The organism is Collinsella sp. AM40-7AC (assembly GCF_003468125.1).
Taxonomy (GTDB): Bacteria; Actinomycetota; Coriobacteriia; order Coriobacteriales; family Coriobacteriaceae; genus Collinsella; species Collinsella aerofaciens_O.
In genome coordinates, this window is the sequence record NZ_QSGK01000005.1 from 46581 (window position 1) to 63534 (window position 16954).

At 61.5% G+C, this 16954-nt stretch carries 13 protein-coding genes; 2 read left to right on the plus strand and 11 right to left on the minus strand.

The features are described from left to right. Window positions 1-184 precede the first annotated feature (184 nt). The 3 genes from DW892_RS05470 to DW892_RS05480 form a co-directional block, all read right to left on the minus strand. Entirely contained in the window at window positions 185-1195 is a 1011-nt protein-coding gene (locus tag DW892_RS05470; protein ID WP_117766249.1) for a LacI family DNA-binding transcriptional regulator, read from the minus strand. Window positions 1196-1507: 312 nt separating this feature from the next. Continuing rightward, window positions 1508-2482 (minus strand): nucleoside hydrolase, encoded by a 975-nt coding sequence (locus DW892_RS05475; protein ID WP_117766251.1) that lies wholly within the window; start codon window positions 2480-2482, stop codon window positions 1508-1510. Between the two features lie 4 nt (window positions 2483-2486). Next, complete coding sequence (locus tag DW892_RS05480; RefSeq protein ID WP_117766253.1) at window positions 2487-3482, minus strand: ribokinase; 996 nt, start codon at window positions 3480-3482, stop codon at window positions 2487-2489. Window positions 3483-3668: 186 nt separating this feature from the next. Between DW892_RS05480 and DW892_RS05485 the strand changes: the two genes are divergently transcribed. Beyond that, window positions 3669-5885, plus strand: coding sequence for an acyltransferase family protein (locus DW892_RS05485; RefSeq protein ID WP_117766255.1), 2217 nt, complete (start codon window positions 3669-3671; stop codon window positions 5883-5885). Window positions 5886-6435: 550 nt separating this feature from the next. On the opposite strand, the gene DW892_RS05490 is transcribed toward DW892_RS05485, so the two are convergent. From DW892_RS05490 to DW892_RS05525, 8 genes are all read right to left on the minus strand, one after another. After that, on the minus strand, window positions 6436-7632 hold the full coding sequence (locus DW892_RS05490) for an Nramp family divalent metal transporter (protein WP_055252163.1): 1197 nt from the start codon (window positions 7630-7632) through the stop codon (window positions 6436-6438). A gap of 74 nt (window positions 7633-7706) precedes the next feature. Next, window positions 7707-9551, minus strand: coding sequence for a magnesium transporter (locus tag DW892_RS05495; RefSeq protein WP_117766257.1), 1845 nt, complete (start codon window positions 9549-9551; stop codon window positions 7707-7709). Between the two features lie 328 nt (window positions 9552-9879). After that, window positions 9880-11286, minus strand: a complete 1407-nt coding sequence (locus DW892_RS05500) for a polysaccharide deacetylase family protein (protein ID WP_233546843.1) — start codon at window positions 11284-11286, stop codon at window positions 9880-9882. A 72-nt stretch (window positions 11287-11358) separates the two neighbouring features. Next, complete coding sequence (locus DW892_RS05505; protein ID WP_055252569.1) at window positions 11359-12114, minus strand: hypothetical protein; 756 nt, start codon at window positions 12112-12114, stop codon at window positions 11359-11361. Then, the gene (locus tag DW892_RS05510) at window positions 12114-12503 is read right to left on the minus strand and encodes a YtxH domain-containing protein (protein WP_099432470.1); all 390 of its coding nucleotides are present in this window, start codon (window positions 12501-12503) and stop codon (window positions 12114-12116) included. Before DW892_RS05510 ends, DW892_RS05505 begins: the two co-directional genes overlap by 1 nt. Window positions 12504-12639: 136 nt before the next feature. After that, window positions 12640-13473 carry a hypothetical protein gene (locus tag DW892_RS10575; protein WP_222847534.1) on the minus strand — a complete coding sequence of 278 codons (834 nt, stop codon included), beginning with the start codon at window positions 13471-13473 and terminating at the stop codon, window positions 12640-12642. A gap of 24 nt (window positions 13474-13497) precedes the next feature. Then, the gene (locus DW892_RS05520) at window positions 13498-14871 is read right to left on the minus strand and encodes a hemolysin family protein (RefSeq protein WP_117766258.1); all 1374 of its coding nucleotides are present in this window, start codon (window positions 14869-14871) and stop codon (window positions 13498-13500) included. Between the two features lie 108 nt (window positions 14872-14979). Beyond that, a complete protein-coding gene (locus tag DW892_RS05525; RefSeq protein WP_187364986.1) occupies window positions 14980-15663 on the minus strand; it encodes a hemolysin III family protein in 684 nt (227 codons plus the stop codon). Window positions 15664-15849: 186 nt separating this feature from the next. Between DW892_RS05525 and DW892_RS05530 the strand changes: the two genes are divergently transcribed. Next, window positions 15850-16815: an alpha/beta hydrolase gene (locus tag DW892_RS05530; protein WP_117766260.1), complete on the plus strand. Its 966-nt coding sequence runs from the start codon at window positions 15850-15852 to the stop codon at window positions 16813-16815. The last annotated feature ends 139 nt before the right edge of the window (window positions 16816-16954 follow it).

Sequence of the window (16954 nt, forward strand, 5' to 3'; positions counted from 1 at the left end):
CTATTCTGTTTAGAAGTTTAGCGCGAAATACCCGTGGACGGTAGTGAAATCAGCCTAAACGGTATGTAAACAGACTGAACATACAAGGGAAACAAAAAGGGGTCCCGAAGGACCCCCTTTTTGAATAGGGTTGTTTTTACTGCCCTCGCGCGCTTTGACGCGCCGCGAGCGATGCTGCCCTCGCCTAGATTTCGCGCACGCTCTGGCGCTCGACAAAATACGTCGATACGGCCGTCTTGCAGGTATAGCTCTTGGGATTGCGGATGTTGCCCACCAGGCGGCGCACCGCGATCTCGCCCACCTCGTGCTTGGGAACGTGCACCGTAGTGAGCGGCGGGTTGGAGAAGGCGCCCAGAGACAGGTCGTCAAAGCCGATGATCGAGACATCCTCGGGCACGCGTACGCCGTGTTCGTTCAGCGCGCGCATGGCGCCCACGGCAAGCACATCGTTCTCGGCAAAGAAAGCCGTCGGCAGGTCGTCGCGCGAGATGCTGTCGAGCCACACGCCCATGTCGCGATAAGCGCCCTCGAGCGTGGTGTTCAGCGTGACGCGCCATGCCGGATTGGCCTCGAGGCCCGCATCCTCAAGCGCTTGGCGATAGCCGCGCTCGCGATCCTTAAAGTTGCGGATGCGAAGGTCGCCTGCCAGATAGCCGATATGCTTGTGACCCTTCTCGATAAGGTAATCCACGGCACGCAGCACCGAATCGATGTTGGCAATGACTACGGCATCAAAGTACTGGCGGTCGCTCCAACCGTCGAGCACGATCAGGTGGGCGGCGGCGTTGGCAAACAGGGCGTAGTCTTCCTCGCCCAGCTCGGTGCCCATCAGCACGATGGCGGCAGCCGGGTCGGCGATAAGGCCCTCGACCTGCGGGCGCACGGCGTTCAGGTCGCTAAAGTCGAGCGAGACAAAGCTCGTGCTCATGCCGTGGCGACGCGCCTGGCGCTCCACGCCCTCGATGACCGCGGGATGGAAGGTGCTCTCGTCCAGAATGGCGCCCGTCTTGCGCGCAAGCACAAACTGGATGCTCTCGAGCTGCGTCGACTGCTGATAGCCGAGCGACTGCGCGCACTCCAAGATGACCTTGGCGGTCTCCTCGCTCACGCTGCGCTTGCGGTTGAGCGCGTTGGACACGGTTGCGGGCGAAAAACCGGTGATGCGGCTGATCTCGCGAACACTTGCTTTGGCCATTGTTCCCCCTAGCAACGGCCGTGGCGGAGCATCGCGACTCGATGGCTCGGCAACTAAACGACCGCAAATTCAATCTAAACAGAATAGTAAATGTTTAATAGCTAGTTTAGCCTGTTGTCAAGCGAAGCGACGCGACTATTCCCCCAACGGGCGCATTTGCTCGGTAGCTAATTTGGGACGGGGCTATTTTGACTACTTTCGCCGCCGCTCCCACCAAATGATTTTTTAATCCCCGTCCCAGAAAAATCATTACCGAGGTAGGGAAAAAGCCCCGTCCCAAATTGACTACATGGGGCGGGGCGTGAAAAACATTTATCCCAGGACGCGGGCCATGCGCGTCTTGAACTCAGTCAGGAAGCGCGGGGCGTCGACGGTCAGCGCCACAAGCGCGCTCTTGTCCGGATCGGACAGGCGGTGCTCGTCGCAGATGGTGCGGCCGCGGTACTCGCCCAGCAGGTCGACGCGCAAATTGCAGCCGAGCGCACCCACGAGTGTGGGGTCGATCGCCACGGCAACAGCCAGGGGATCGTGCAGTGCGCAGCCGCCCAGGTAGGGTGCGTTCATCTCGTACGAGCCAATGTAGTGCTCGACCATGCTCGCAAATGCGCAGCCCGCCATGGTGCCCGAGCCCGTCCAGCCGGCAACATCGCGGCGCGTGAGCACCACGCGATGCGTCACGTCCAGGCCCACCATGGTGAGCTTGCGACCCGAGCGCAGCACGGCGTCGGCGGCCTCGGGGTCGCTTGCCATGTTGGCCTCGGCACCCGCGCTCACGTTGCCGGGCACGGTCAGGGCGCCGCCCATCACCACCACGCGGCCGATAGACATCATCGCCGCCGCATCGCGCTCCAGGGCAAGTGCCAAGTTGGAGAGCGGGCCGGTCGCCACGTAGATCAGGTCGGGACCATAGGTGCGCGCGGCATCAATCAGGTAATCGACCGCCGCATTGCCATCGGCCGACGTCGCGCCCACCGGCTCGTACGGCGAGGCGGGCACGCTTGCGCCGCCAATGCCGTTCTTGCCGTGGATAAGCGTGGTGGACGCCGGCGGCGTGTAGGGTTCGGTCGCCTTCATGGGACGATCGGCGCCCAGGTACACCGGCACCTCGGGACGACCCAACAGGTCGAGCACCGCCAGGCAGTTGTGCGCCGACTGCTCGACGCGCACGTTGCCAAAGCATGTGGTAATGCCCACGAGCTCCACCTCGGGGCTCGCGATGGCATAGGCGAGCGCCATCGCATCGTCCACACCCATATCCAGATCAAGGATCAACTTCTTGATTGCCATTGTTCTACTCCGCTTCTCCGTCTACATCCAAACCGTCTAAACCAAACTTGCGCTCGACTTCCGCACGCGTGGGAATTGATTGCTGAGCGCCCAGGCGCGACACCGTCACCGCCGAGGCGCGTGCGCCCGCCGCCATGCACTCAAAGAGCGGCAGACCCTGCAGGCGAGCCGCCGCAAGCGCGCCGATAAACGTATCGCCCGCAGCCGTGGTGTCGACCACCTCGCTCGAAAGCGCCGGCATGCGCAGCAGCTCACCGTCATCACCAAGTGCAACTGAGCCGTCGCCGCCTAGCGTGATGACCGCAGCCCCGGCGCCCTTGTCGAGCAGCGCATTGAGCGCGGCGGCGCAACTCGCGTCATCCGTGGGCAGAATGCCCGTCAGCACCTGGCACTCGGTCTCGTTGGGGCAGACCAGGTCGACCGCAGACCACGCTCCCGCCGGCAGGTCGCAGGCGGGTGCCGGGTTAAAGATCGTATAGAATCCCAGCTCGTGAGCGCAAGAGAGCGCCGCGGCCGTTGCCATCAGATCACATTCGCCCTGGACGATAAAGACGCTTCCGGCAGCCGGGGCAATCTCGCTGGCGTCGCCATCGAGCTCGTCGGGCACCAGGCGCCTCAGTGCGCGGGAAACGTCCTCGCCCGCAAGTGCATGGTTGGCGCCCGGCGACAGCACGATGCGGTTGTCGCTCTCGCAGCGAATGATAGTCGCGGTACCGGTCTCCACGCCATCGAGACGTGTCACAAGCTCAACGCCCACGCCGGCATCCTGAAGCCCCGCCACGAGCACATCGCCAAAGGTATCGCGACCGACCGCGCCGATCATGTGCGTGCACGCGCCCATACGCGCGGCAGCTACGGCCTGATTGGCGCCCTTACCGCCGGCGTTGGTGATAAAACCGCTGCCACCGACTGTCTCGCCCGCGCGCGGCATGCGCTCGCACGCCACCGAAAGGTCCATGTTCATGCTGCCGAACACCGCAACGATGCTGTGATCCGCCATGGAAACCTCCTCGTCCGTGGGCTCTGCACCCGCTGTCGGCCGTCAATCGCGTGCTCTCGCACCTCTATAACTTTAGTTCACTTTGATGTGAACACGCGCTTGAGCTTGCGCCAGCAGCAAGCATTCACAGGAACAGGCAGCTACAATGAATGTGTGCTGATTATTCTCGTCATTGGATGATGTTTTATGGAACAATTCTCGCAATCGGGCTCGCGCGGTCGACGCCGCACGGGCAACGAGCCGGCACCGCACGAACGCGTGAAGGACGAATGCCGTGCCAACGAGCCGCAACGCACCACGAGCCCCCATCGCGCTTCCGCCAACAGCGCGGGCCGTGCCAACACTCCCGCCACGGAGCAGACGCCTGCTCGCCCCAAGTCCCGCTACATCCCTGCCCTTGACGGCCTGCGCACGCTTGCCGTCGTCGCGGTGGTGCTCTATCACCTCAACCTCACGTGGGCGCAGGGCGGCCTGCTCGGCGTCACGATCTTCTTTGTGCTTTCGGGCTATCTGATCACACGCCTGCTACTCAACGAAGTCGCTAAGACCGGTCGCATCGACCTCAAGAGCTTCTGGATCCGCCGTATCCGTCGCCTGGTCCCCGCCGTGGTAACCGTCGTGGTGGTGACCTGCGCGCTGTGCACCGTCTTCAACCACGTGATGCTCACCAAGATGCGCCCCGACATCCTGCCATCGCTGCTGTTCTTTAACAACTGGTGGCAGATTATGCAGGACGTCTCGTACTTCAACGCCCTGGGCGACCCCTCGCCGCTTACGCACTTTTGGTCGCTCGCCATCGAGGAACAGTTCTACCTGGTTTGGCCCCCGCTGCTGCTCGCTATGGTATCCATGCACATGAGCAAGCCCAACACGCGCCGCGTGGTTCTGGGCCTGGCTGCCGTCTCCGCCATCGCCATGATGGTGCTCTATAACCCTGCCGCCGACCCCAGCCGCGTGTACTACGGCACCGACACCCGCGTCTTCTCGCTGCTGCTGGGCGCCTGGATGGCCTTTATCCCCGATCGCGACCTGGCGCCGGTGCGTCTCGCTCATCGTTTGGGGCTCAATCGCCTGGCTGGCGCCGCCAAGCACGGCAAGAAGGCCGAGGGCAAGCCTGGCGAGAAGGCCGACGACGCAGCCGAGACCGCCCCGGCACAGCCGAGCGCCCTCGTGCGTTTTTGGTCCTCGCCCGCATCCATCGATGTGTTGGGCGTCGTGGGTCTGGTTGGCCTTGCCGCCATGGTCGCGCTCACCAACGGCTACACCGCCTTCCAGTATCGCGGAGGCACGCTGCTGTGCTCGATCCTCACACTCATGGTCATCGCGGCCTGCGTGCAGCCCCAGGGAATGGTTGCCCGCGCGCTGTCCGCCGAGCCGCTCGTGTGGGTTGGCAAGCGCTCATACAGCATCTACCTGTGGCACTATCCGCTGCTGTTGCTTATGAACCCGGTCGCCAACATCAACGATACACCGTGGTGGCAGTACATTTTGCAGGTGCTGTTGGTGGTCACCGTGGCCGAATGCTCATATCGCTTTATCGAGACGCCGTTTAGAAAGGGCGCCTTTGGGCGCACCGTATCCGAGTTCCGCGACGGCACCACCACGCCCGCCAACTGGGTACGCGCGCATATTCCTGTGTGCGCCACTTGCGGGATCGTGCTTGTCATCGCGCTGGGCGGCCTGATCTTTGTGCCGGAGACCTCCGCGCTGAGCGGTGAGGGCGCCGAAGTCCTCAACAAGGAAGCCAAAAACACCGCGCCCACCGACCAGCAGGCGGCCGACGACACCGACAAGGACAACGACGGCTTCCCCGATGGCTCCTACGACCTGTTGATGATCGGTGACTCCGTGTCGCTGCGCGCCGTTGATTCCTTTGACGGCGTGTTCCCGCACAGCCATATCGATGCCGAAAAGGGCCGCCAGTTTGATGCGGGCCGCGCGACATTTGAGGGCTATCTCCAACAGAACCTTGCCGGCAAGATCGTGGTCTTTGCGCTGGGCACCAACGGCTTGGTAACCGACGATCAGATCGACGCCATCATGGCCGATGCGGGAGATAAGCGTATTGTGGTGTTTGTGAACACGCGCAGCCCGCAGCCGTGGGTTGGCTCTACCAACCAGGCCATCGCCAACGCCGCTACGCGCTACAAGAACGTGCGCGTTATCGATTGGTACGGATACAGTGCCAACCGCAACGACCTGTTCGATGGCGATGGCACGCACCTATCGACCACTGGCGTGACTGAATACCTCAACTTGATCCACGACGCAGTCAAGAAGGACCTGCCCGTGCATCCCGAGGATCACGTCAACGATCCGCAGCCGGCAGCCGTCAAGTCTGCCACCGACGCGCTCGTCAATGCGCTCGCTCTCAAGCCGCACAAGCTGGGCACCGACAAGTAACCTGCAGCGCAAACTTCCCACATCCGGGGGGGGTGCCTGCCACGGCAGGCACCCCCCCTCCGGCAGTTAGGGACGTTCCTTATGTGCCGGCACCTAGGGACACTCCTGACACAGCCGAGGAATGCCCTCCTTGCGACCGAATTCTGGGCGCCTCGCCACCCCGAGCGTTGTTTCCAAGCCCACACCCGCAGCAGCAAACAACCCAAAATCACTCTTTTCGAGCCGGCTCCAAGAGGTCGTGGACAAAAAGGGGCAAATATGAGTACTGTTACCATTTTAGTAGCAGGCAAAACCACCCAAAATGACGCCCATGCGGTAGCGCACGACCTTTCCAGTTGACCAGAATGGCCGGCTTAGGACTTGGAGCTGCGCTTTTAATGAACAGATTTTTAGATATGTTCATTATTTTCCTTGTCGTAAATGCTATTGGCCAGGCGACAGTACTCATATATGGCATTTTTTGTCCACACGCATATTACTAACCCCCTATAACAGGCAAAATACAGGCCGCAACCCATGGCAGCGGCCTGTTTGGAGTCCAAAAGAGGCACTAAGCGCTGTAGCCCATCGCTTGCAGCACAAACATGACGACCGTCAGCACCGTAATCACGCCGATAGTCGCCCAAGTGAGCACGTTCCACACGCGGCCGTTGCGGTTGGCACCCATAATGTGACGGTCGGCGGCGATAACCACCTGGAACACCAGAACCACGGGCAATAGCACGCCATTGATGACCTGCGAGGTCATCATAATCTGGAACAGATCGACACCGGGCATAAGCACCAGTACGGCAGAGATACCGATGATGGCCGTAATGATGCCGCGATATACCGGGGCCTCGTCCCAGCTGCGGTCGGCACCGCGCTCCCAGCCAAATGCCTCGCAGATAGCGCTCGACGTAACGCCCGGCAGCACGCAGGCAGCCAAGAAGCTCGCCGCGACCAGGCCCGAGGCAAACAGCACCGTGGACCACTGACCCGCGATGGGCTCCAGCGCGCGGGCGGCATCGGCAGCATCGCTAATCTGAATACCCGCCGGGAACAGCACCGTACCGGTCGTGATGATAATAAAGCCCGCAATGATATCAGCAGCGATCGAGCCGCTCACGGTATCAATACGCTGCAGCACGATGTCGTCCTCGCCCGCATTCTTATCGACCACGTTGTTCTGCGCCAAGAAAATCATCCACGGCGCGATGGTGGTACCGATCGTTGCGACCACGAGCGACACGTAGCTGGGGTCATTTTGGATGTTAGGCACGACCAGGTCGACCGCGACCTCACCCCAGTTGGGGCCAGCCATAAACGCGGCGACAATATAGGTCACGAAGACGCAGCTTACCAGCAGCAGAATCTTCTCGATGCGCTGGAAACTACCCGACATGGTAAGCATCCACACCAGCAGCGCCACCAACGGCACCGAGATGCTCGCCGGCACGCCAAAGAGAGCAAGGCCGCTCGCGATACCCGCAAACTCCGAAATGGTCACAGCCGTGTTGGCGATCAACAGCGCCGCCATAGCAAGTACACTCTTGCGCACGCCAAAGCGCTCGCGAATGAGCGATGCCAGGCCCTTGCCCGTGACGCAGCCGCAGCGCGCCGCGGTCTCCTGCGTCACGATGAGCAGCACAGTCATAACGGGAAGCATCCAGAGCATCTTGTAGCCATAGCTGGCGCCCGCGCTGGAATACGTTGCAATGCCGCCGGCGTCATTGCCCGAAAGCGCCGCCAGCAGACCGGGACCCATAGCGCCAAAGATGGCCGCGATGGTCAACTTTTGCTTGGTGCCCGACTTTTGCTTGGTATTTTGCACGCGACCACCTAACCCATGACCGACATGGTGAGCAGCACCGCAGCGGCGCAGTACGCTACGCACGAGATCATGACGGCAATAACGTTCATGGCGGTGCCCGACGTGTTGAGATCGTGCTCGTCACGCCAGAACAGCACCATCAGGTAAATCACGGCACTCATGTTGCCAACCAGGCAAATGATGGCGGCGATATTAAAGCACCCGGTAAAGAGTTGCTCCTCAAACATGGACGCATCGGGGAACGCAGCGGTGCGCACCAGCTGGGCGCACAGGTAGGTCACGAGTGACAGAATCAGGCCCATGCCCGTGCTCTGGAAGAAGAACCCCAGATACGGCTTGGGCTCGTCGTCGTGACCGTCGTATTCCAGGAAGTAGTTCTTGACGAACGACACCATGCGCGAGGCCGCCAGCAGCACGAGCGGCATGGCGCACATGGGGAACACCACCAGATGCGCGGAGCCGAGCGCCGTTCCCAGCACGGTCGCCATGATGCACGACGCGATGCCCCATACAACAACCCAGTACTGGCGATGTACGAACCAGCTGAGCACGTTCGTCGAGTCGTCCGACGCGCTATCGCCCGAGCCGACACCGGCGATCTGCAGGTCCTCCTGATGTTCCTCGGCGATAACGTCCATGGCGTCGTCGAAGGTTACGATACCCAGGATATGACGGTTCTCGTCGCAGACAGGGATGGCAACCAGGTCGTACTTGGTCATCTCGTCCGTTACGTCTTCCTGGTCCTCGTCGGGCGACACATAGACCAGGTCGCGATAAGCCAGCTGACCCAGCGTGGCGTCGCGGTCGGCTACGATCAGCGTGCGCAGCGAAAGCACGCCGGTCAGCATGCCGCTCGGATCCTCGGTATAGACGTAGTAGACGCTCTCGAAGTCCTCGTCGAGCTCGCGAATCGCCTCGATGGCGTCACCGACCGTTGCCGTGGCGGGCAGGGAGACAAACTCCGAGGTCATGATACGGCCGGCGGTGTTGTCCTCATACCCCAGCAGGTTACGAATCGCTTTCTCTTCCTTGACGCCCATCAGGCGCAGGAGCTTCTCGGCCTTCTCGTAATCGAGCTCGTCGATCAGATCGGCGGCGTCGTCCGGGTCCATCATGGCCAGCATCGACGATGCGTCGGTGTCGGACAGGCCCTCGAGCATCTCGGTCATGAGCTCGTCGTCGTCGAACTCCGAGATGGCCTCGGCGGCCTGGGCAGTATCGAGCTGCGCAAACACCTGCGCACGCAGGCGCGGGTCAAGCTGCTCGATAATGTCGGCGATGTCGGCAGGGTGCAGCTCGCCGAGCGTCTTGTGCGACACCGAGAGTTGGATGTTCTTGGTCGAGCGGTCGAGCAGGTCCATGTAGGACCAAGCGATGATGTCCTCACTGAGCGGCTTGCCCAGGTGCTTCATAAAGCCTTCGACGATATGCTCGAGCGTGGGGCTGATCGCGCGTAGCAGACCGCGGGCACCGACCTCGGCGCCCAGCAGGCGCAGCTGGTTTTCGCCCGACATGGAAAACTTGATGTCGTTTACGCGCACGACCTTCATGCCCTGCGTGTCGACGATCTGCTTGTTGAGCACGTCGCGGGCGAGCAGGAGTTCGGTCGGCTGCAGGTACGAAAAACGGATTTCGGTGGCCGACGTCTTAAGGTGTACACCCGTCTCGTCGATACGGTCGACCCATTTGCGCCAGCTGATCATAAACGGCGTCTTGCCGGGTCCGCGGAACGCGAGCGACGTCACGTGCGGAAAAACTTCGCCGGTAGCAATGCCAAAATCGTTCACAACGCCGAGCTTTTCGCCATCGACGTCCAAGACCGGCAATTTGAGCATCTCACTCAGATAATTCAATGGTGCTCCCCATCATTATTCCTCCAGACGCGACCGCGCGTGCGGCGTCCGGGGGCTTCTGGATATGTATACGCATGCGCGGGCGGCACGCCGCTCGACGCTTACACCCCGTGCATGCGCAGAAAGCACCTGCATGGGGTCATCGACTGTATGGTCGAGGTTTGGATTTCACCTGTAACCTTTCTCTTGACCCTCATTAACCGCAGTAACTATAGCATCAGCATCGCCCTGCGGCATCGAATTTATGCGCTGCACATTGCAGGCATACCAAACGCTGACGCATCCGTGACATAGTCATTAGGGACGTTCTTAAATGACTACCCAATGACTACTCTGTGGTGTCGTCGTCCTCGGCAAGTTGGGGGAACACGGCGTCCTTGGGCATGGTGACCTTCGTCAGCGAGGTGAGCTTTTTGCTCAGCGACGTGTCCGTCTTGACCAGATCGCTCAACGTCACGATCTTGTAGCCGTCGGCAATGAGGCCGTCGATAATCTGCGGCAGCGCCTCGAGCGTCTGCTCGGCGCATTCGTCTCTATCGGTGAGCAGCACGATATTGCCCGGCGTCACCGAATCGAGCACCGTCGAGACCTGCTCGTCGGCACCGTTGAGCAGCCAGTCGCCCGAGTCGATATTCCACGAGACCACGGCGGAGACCAGGTCCATCGCATCAATCCAGTTTTGCTCGTCAAAGGCAGCGTAGGGAGCACGCAGCAGCATCGTCTTCACGCCGGTCGCCGACTTAATCGCCTCGGTGCCTTTCGTGATCTGTTCGCGTACCGCCTCACGGTCCTGACCCTTGAGCGAATCGTCGCTGTAGCTGTTGGATCCGATCTCGCACCCGGCATCGACAATCGCCTTGGCCGTGGCGGACGAGGCCTCGACCGCATCGCCCGACAGGAAGAACGTCGCGGTGACGCCTTTCTCCTTGAGCACCTGCAAGATCTGCTTGGTCGCGCCACTCGGGCCCTCGTCAAACGTCAGCGCAACGTACTTTTCGTTACCCTTGGGCGCCACGCTGGCGCACGCAACGACGCAATCGGTAGCGGGCACAACCTCGCCGCGGTCCTGCGTCTTACCCGATTGCTCGCCGACCCACACCTCCGAGCGGCCCTGGACACCCCACGTCTGCACATACTCGATAGCGCCCGTGCCCTCGACCTTGAGCTTGGGCTCGATAACCGTAGCCTGAACCTCATGCTTCTCGTAGGTGTTACGGCCATCCTTGACCGTCACCTTCTCGCCACCCTCAAGTTCGCGGCTATCCCATTTGCCCTGTTTTATGCGCTTGCCGTCCACCTTAACCGACAGCTTTTCGCCGCCATGGCGCTTGAGCACGCTGTCATCGACGGCCAGCAGGTCGCCTGCATCGTAGGTGTCAGTCAACTCCTGGTCGTCGATAAGATTCTGCAGCGTAGAGCCCACGCGCACCGCGGTCTTTTGCCCGTTGAGTTCCACGTCCACGCTGCGGTTGACGTAGCCCACGACGGCAGCGATAAACAGCACAAGCGCACAACCCACGGCGATGAGCGCATAGGGCAGACGGGACGGTCGGCGCGGCGAGCGCCCGTTGCCGATGCGCGCACTGCGGTCGCTAAACCCGCGGCTATGGTTGAGGTACATCGCGCCGGGCTTACGGCGGCGACGGCGCTGACCGCTGGGCAGCTGCCCCAGGTCGCGGCGCGCCGTCGGACGCGCACCCGAACGCCCGTTTAAGTTGGATCCATTTTGGCGCATGTGCCCTCCCCCATAAACACAGCAAGCCGGAGCAACAGGTCTCCGGCTTGCCTCCCATCATTTGGTACGTCGCTATTTTGTAGCTTTTGACGAGCCTCCGCTCGCCTTTTGGTATTCGTCCTTAAAGGCCTTGAACATGCCGCGCGTCTTGCCGAGCTGCTTGCCCAGTGCGCGGCTGCCCTTGTCCACGGCAACCGACCCCTTGTCGTCGAGCACCTTGGCGCCCTTTTTGACCTTATCGCCCACCACGACGCTGGCCTCGGCGGCCTTGGCAGCCGCACCGCCCGAATACCCGAGCGACTTGACCTCGTCCGAGACGACCATCGCGCCGTTCTCGTAGCCGCGCAGCATCGTCGGCGGCACCTGCGTGTCACCAACCAAAACACTCGAAGCAGCACCGGCGGTCACATAGAATGCCTGCACGATGCCCGAGCGCGGCTTGAACTCAACGTCCGAGCAATAGCCCACGACGTCGCCCGATTCCGTGCGCACGTCCATACCGACCCAGATGATGCAATCGTCCAGGTTGATGTCGAGGCGCTTGGCGGCGGCGGCATCGTACGTGTCCTTGACGTCATCGACCGCAATGGCGCCCTCGTAGACACCAATGGCGTCGAGCGCTACGAATCGATCGGGACGCTCGATCATGCCCGCGATATCGGACTGGCGGACCATAAAGCCGACCACGCGCGTACCGCCCGGGGTAAAGACCGGAAAGTGAATCTTTCCGAGCTTTTTAGGGCTGCGCGGCGTGCCGTCCTTTTTGGTGCGCTTGTCCTCGGTAGGCTTGCGATAGATCTTGGCGCCGACAAAATCCCCGGCGCGCATTATGCCTCGGTCGAGGGCTCCGCAGCCTCGGTATCAGCCTCGACGGCGTTCTCGACCACGACGTCGGCGGCAGGCGTCACGTTGCCGCCCGAAATGGCGTCGTTGAGCTGCTCGCGCAGCTGGTCCATGCGCTCGCGGGCCAGGTCGACCTTGGCGCGCAGGTCGTCGGTCTTGGCGTCGACCATCGGGCCAAAGTCATTCACCGCGGCACGGGCCTCCTCGGCGCTGTGCTCGTAGGTGTCGCGCATATTGTCCCAGGCGTCGTTGGCGATATCGGCAGCCATGGCGCGGGTTTCGGCGCCCGAGCGCGGGGCCAGAGCAACGCCGATAATAGCGCCGGCAGCGGCACCAAAAAGTGCGCCGGAGACAAAGCTGAAAGTCTTACCCATGATCATTCCTCTCCTGCGGGCACGTCGGTGCCCACCGTTTGAATGCTGTCCATTATACCCGCAGCGCATCACTTGCCGCTCCGCTCATCTGCGTACGGCAAAGGCGCAGGTACGTGATGGTGATAAACGCGTAGGCCTACTCCTGAGGCATAGCCGGCATGGCCACCGTGGCACCCGGGTCCTCGCCGGCGCCGTCCACGAGCGGCAGACCGCCCTCATGCGCAGGTCCCGCCGGAACCGTCGCCGCACCGCCAAAGACGGCAGCGGAGGCCTCGTGGTTCTCGGCAACCGCGCCCTCGGTATCAATCGCCACCTGGGGCTCGTCGTCAAAGTTGGGGACGCCCTGGGGCTCGGTGGGAACGGGCTCGGCGGTCGCATCGGCAACGAGCTCGGCGTCGACCGGCACATCGCCCTCGTCAGCGCCCTCGTCCTCGGCAGCATCTTCGCCGTTCGCAGCAGCGACGGCCTCGTGAGGATCCTTGCCCTCGGCCTCGGCGCGCATGCCCAGCACCAGGTTGCGCAGGCCCGCGACCGTACCCTCCACGTCGGGGGCAGGCTGGTCGGCGTGCAGGTACGCCCAGTCCATCATAAAGGTGGCCGACGACAGCGCACCGATGGCCAGCGCGTCGTCGGGACACGAAAGCTCGACCTCAAAGACACGCTCGTCATGCTCGCTTACGCGCGTGCGGCCGCACGAAATGCTACCGGCAAGACCGGTCTCGTTCATGAGCTCGACCGTCACGTGCTCCAGCAGGTGGCAGAGCTCGGTCTGACCCATGCAGTCCTGGAACTCGCGGCCGGAATCGCCCAGGCACAGGTGCTTGGCAATCGCCGGCACCAGGTAGTACACGCGCGCCGTGGCCTCGATGTCCTCCGAGGTCATGAGCGGCATGCCGGGGTTCACCAGCACATGCGCGCAGATCTTGTCCTCGCTGACGGTGACCTTAAGGATGTTGAACAGGCCTGCCATAACTCTCCCCTACTCTTCCTTGTCCTACTCGTCGCCGTCGTGCGGATTCGCGGAACCCGCACCCGACGTCGTCGGCTCGTCTACCGAAGACTCGGAATCCTTCTTATCGGTTTCGGCCGGAGCGATCACGCGAATGAGCGAGATGCGCTGGCCACGCATCGACTGCACTTTAAACTTGTACCCCGCGACCTCAAACACCTCTCCGATGTCGGGCACCGAGTCGCAAAGCTCCAAAATCCAGCCGGCGATGGTCTCATAATCATCGCTTTCCTCGAGCGGCCAACCAAGCTCAATCGCGTCATCGCACGAAAAACGCCCATCGACGAGCCACTCGCGGCGCGAAAGGCGCGTGAGGTACTTGTTGTCGGGGTCGAACTCGTCCTCGATCTCGCCCACGATCTCCTCGACGATGTCCTCGATGGTGATGATGCCGGCCGTACCGCCGTACTCGTCCACGACCACTACGATCTGGTCGTGCGAGGTCTGCATCTCGGACAGCAGCGGCAGGATGTCCTTGGTGTCGGGCACAAAGGTGGCGTCGCGCAAAAAGTCGGCGATAGGCTGGTCGCCCTTGCCGTCGAGCGAGGGCTGGATCAGGTCCTTGATGTGCGCGATGCCGGCGACGTTGTCGGGATCCTCGTGATAGACGGGGATGCGGCTAAAGCCGGTCTGGCGCATGGTGGACAGCACGTCGGCGACCGTCTCGTCGTCCTCGCACATGGTGGTGTCCACGCGCGGCACCATGACCTCGCGAGCCACGGTGTCGCCCAGGTCGAAGATCTCGTGAATCATGCGCTTTTCCTCGTCGAGCAGGTCATCCTGCTCCGAGACCATGTACTTGATCTCTTCCTCCGAGACGTTCTGGCGGTCATCGGCGCTCTTGATGCGCAAGATGCGGGCCAGGCCGTCGGAGCAGGCACCGGTCAGCCACACGAGCGGGCGGGCGATCTTTTGGAACACGGAGAGCGGTCCCACGACCTGCTTGGATACGCCCTCGGCGTTAGCAAGGCCGATGCGCTTGGGCACGAGCTCGCCGATCACGATGGACACAAAGGCGACGGCGACGGTGATGATGACCGGCGCCAGGCCGCGCGCGATGGCGGAAAGCGGCGCGATGCCAAAGCTCATGAGCCATGTGGCGAGCGGGTCGGACAGGCTCGTCGAGGCGACGGCGGACGAGGCGAAGCCCACGAGCGTGATGGCGACCTGAATGGTGGCGAGCAGCTGGTCGGAATCGGCGGCAAGCTGGACGGCGCGCTCGGCGCGCTTATCGCCCTCCTCGGCATCGTGTTCCAACACGGCGCGCTTAGCCGTGGTGAGAGCCATCTCGGACATGGAGAAGTAGCCGTTGATAAGCGTTAAAACGAGCGTGGTAATAAGGGAGATGGTTATGTCCATCGGGAGTTTCTCGAACCTCCAAGATTCGGGACGTTAGGTCGTAAGCGTAGGTGACGGATAGGGCAATTGCGCCGGTCGCCCGTGGGAGCGGGGCCGTGGGCGCGGTCGCTAGATTACGAAGAGGATCACCGCCATGAACTGGAAGATGCTGCCGGCGAGCACCCACAAGTGGAAAACACTGTGCAGATAGCGCACGTTTTTGGCGATATAGAACGGCACGCCCACGGTATAGCACACGCCGCCGACGGCGAGCAGGGCAAGCGCCACGGGGTTGAGCAGCGACACGAGCTCGGGCAGCTTAAAGACGATGAGCCAGCCCATCAGCAGGTAGACCAGGCCGCTTACCCAGTGCGGCTGGCGCTCGCGCATAAAGCACTCGAGGGCAATGCCGATAATGGCGATGGCCCATACGGCGAAGAACAGCGCAGCGCCGCCGTCGTTTGCGAGCGTGATGAGGCAAAACGGCGTATAGCTGCCGGCTATGAGCAGGTAGATGCAGCTGTGGTCGATGATGCGAAACACACGCTTGGCGCCCGCGGGCTGAATCGCGTGGTAGAGCGTGGAGGCTAGGTATTCGAGGATAATGCTGACACCATAGACAATCGCCGCGGCCATGTGGGCCGGGCCTCCGCCGCGCAGGGCAGCGAATACGATCAGGAGCACCAGGCCCGCGATACCCAGCAGGCAGCCGACACCATGGGTGACGGAGTTCATGATCTCCTCGCCCACCGTGTAGTGTGGAACGGCCGCGGTCTTGGGTCGCGGCTTAGAACTGTCGCTCGAATCGGACATGCCGGTTACATCCTCCAACGTAAAGAGTTCTCAACACTATATCAAAGCGTCTAGGTACGTGCGAAATTTGCACCATACGTGACCCTTTGTTTACCCATTCTTTGTCTGTTGACGCATCAACGGCGAACGTCCATAATGCGCTTGCATTAAATGTTGATGTATTAACATCTTATAGGAAAGCTTCTTATGTCTCAAAACGCACGTTCCCATCGAAAGCTCAAGATAGCCGGCATCGTTGCACTGGTGGCTGTCGTTGCGCTGCTCGGATTTGCCGGCAACTTTCTGTTTGACTTCGCGCTGAATCCCCGCGCGCCATACACCATGAAGATGATGCAGGATAGCAAGAACGACAAAGAAGGTGAGCAGCCGGATGCCGAGGATACCGAGGCGCGGGCATGGTTTAAAGAGATCCGCAAGAGCAGCAGCCTCACCGCAGATGACGGAACCGAGCTCGCCGCTTGGTATTTTGCCGCCTCGGAGAGCACGCACGACTACGCCGTCTGCCTGCATGGATATACCAACGAGCCCATCGGTATGGCCCGATACGTCAAGCGATTCCACGACCGCGGCATGAACGTACTCGCACCCGCCGCCCGCGCCCACGAGCGCTCCGGCGGCGACTATATCGGCATGGGCTGGCCCGAGCGCCTCGACATCGTCGCATGGATCGAGCGAATCGTTCAGGCTGACCCCGAGGCGCGCATCCTGGTCTTTGGCGAGTCGATGGGTGCAGCAACCGCCATGAACGTCGCGGGGGAATCTCTGCCCGCAAACGTGAAATGCATTATCGAGGACTGCGGTTATACGAGTGTTTGGGACGAGTTTTCTCTGCAGCTCAAGGACGTGTTCGGCCTGCCCAGCTTTCCTTTGCTCGATGTAGCAAACTTGGTGTGCAACGTGCGCGCGGGCTACGACTTTCATAAGGCGAGCAGTGTGGAGCAACTCAAACACGCGACGGTTCCCATGCTGTTTATCCACGGCGACCAGGACACCTTTGTGCCGTACAGTATGCTCGACCAAAACTACGAGGCGTGCGCCAGCAAGGTTAAACAGAAGCTCACTATCCACGGCGCCACCCACGCCAAGAGCGCGCAAGTTGACCCCGAGCTCTACTGGAATACGGTCGACGACTTCCTCGATAGGAATTTTTAGGGAAAAAGCGGCGTCTGGGGATTTATCTAACCCCCTATTTTCGGAAGTATGCGGCAAAATCTGGAACTGCCGACCAGACCGCAGTTTTACCAACAATTTATCAGGGGTTTTGTTGCCAAAAAATGTCGTGTGCTCGGCG

Bases quoted from the DNA above. Each gene is read 5' to 3' on its own strand.
- DW892_RS05470 (WP_117766249.1), bottom strand. From the start codon at position 1,195: ATGGCCAAAGCAAGTGTTCGCGAGATCAGCCGCATCACCGGTTTTTCG.
- DW892_RS05525 (WP_187364986.1), bottom strand. From the start codon at position 15,663: ATGTCCGATTCGAGCGACAGTTCTAAGCCGCGACCCAAGACCGCGGCC.
- DW892_RS05520 (WP_117766258.1), bottom strand. From the start codon at position 14,871: ATGGACATAACCATCTCCCTTATTACCACGCTCGTTTTAACGCTTATC.
- DW892_RS05490 (WP_055252163.1), bottom strand. From the start codon at position 7,632: ATGGGTCCCGGTCTGCTGGCGGCGCTTTCGGGCAATGACGCCGGCGGC.
- DW892_RS05475 (WP_117766251.1), bottom strand. From the start codon at position 2,482: ATGGCAATCAAGAAGTTGATCCTTGATCTGGATATGGGTGTGGACGAT.
- DW892_RS05530 (WP_117766260.1), top strand. From the start codon at position 15,850: ATGTCTCAAAACGCACGTTCCCATCGAAAGCTCAAGATAGCCGGCATC.
- DW892_RS05485 (WP_117766255.1), top strand. From the start codon at position 3,669: ATGGAACAATTCTCGCAATCGGGCTCGCGCGGTCGACGCCGCACGGGC.
- DW892_RS05510 (WP_099432470.1), bottom strand. From the start codon at position 12,503: ATGGGTAAGACTTTCAGCTTTGTCTCCGGCGCACTTTTTGGTGCCGCT.
- DW892_RS05500 (WP_233546843.1), bottom strand. From the start codon at position 11,286: ATGCGCCAAAATGGATCCAACTTAAACGGGCGTTCGGGTGCGCGTCCG.
- DW892_RS10575 (WP_222847534.1), bottom strand. From the start codon at position 13,473: ATGGCAGGCCTGTTCAACATCCTTAAGGTCACCGTCAGCGAGGACAAG.
- DW892_RS05505 (WP_055252569.1), bottom strand. From the start codon at position 12,114: ATGCGCGCCGGGGATTTTGTCGGCGCCAAGATCTATCGCAAGCCTACC.
- DW892_RS05480 (WP_117766253.1), bottom strand. From the start codon at position 3,482: ATGGCGGATCACAGCATCGTTGCGGTGTTCGGCAGCATGAACATGGAC.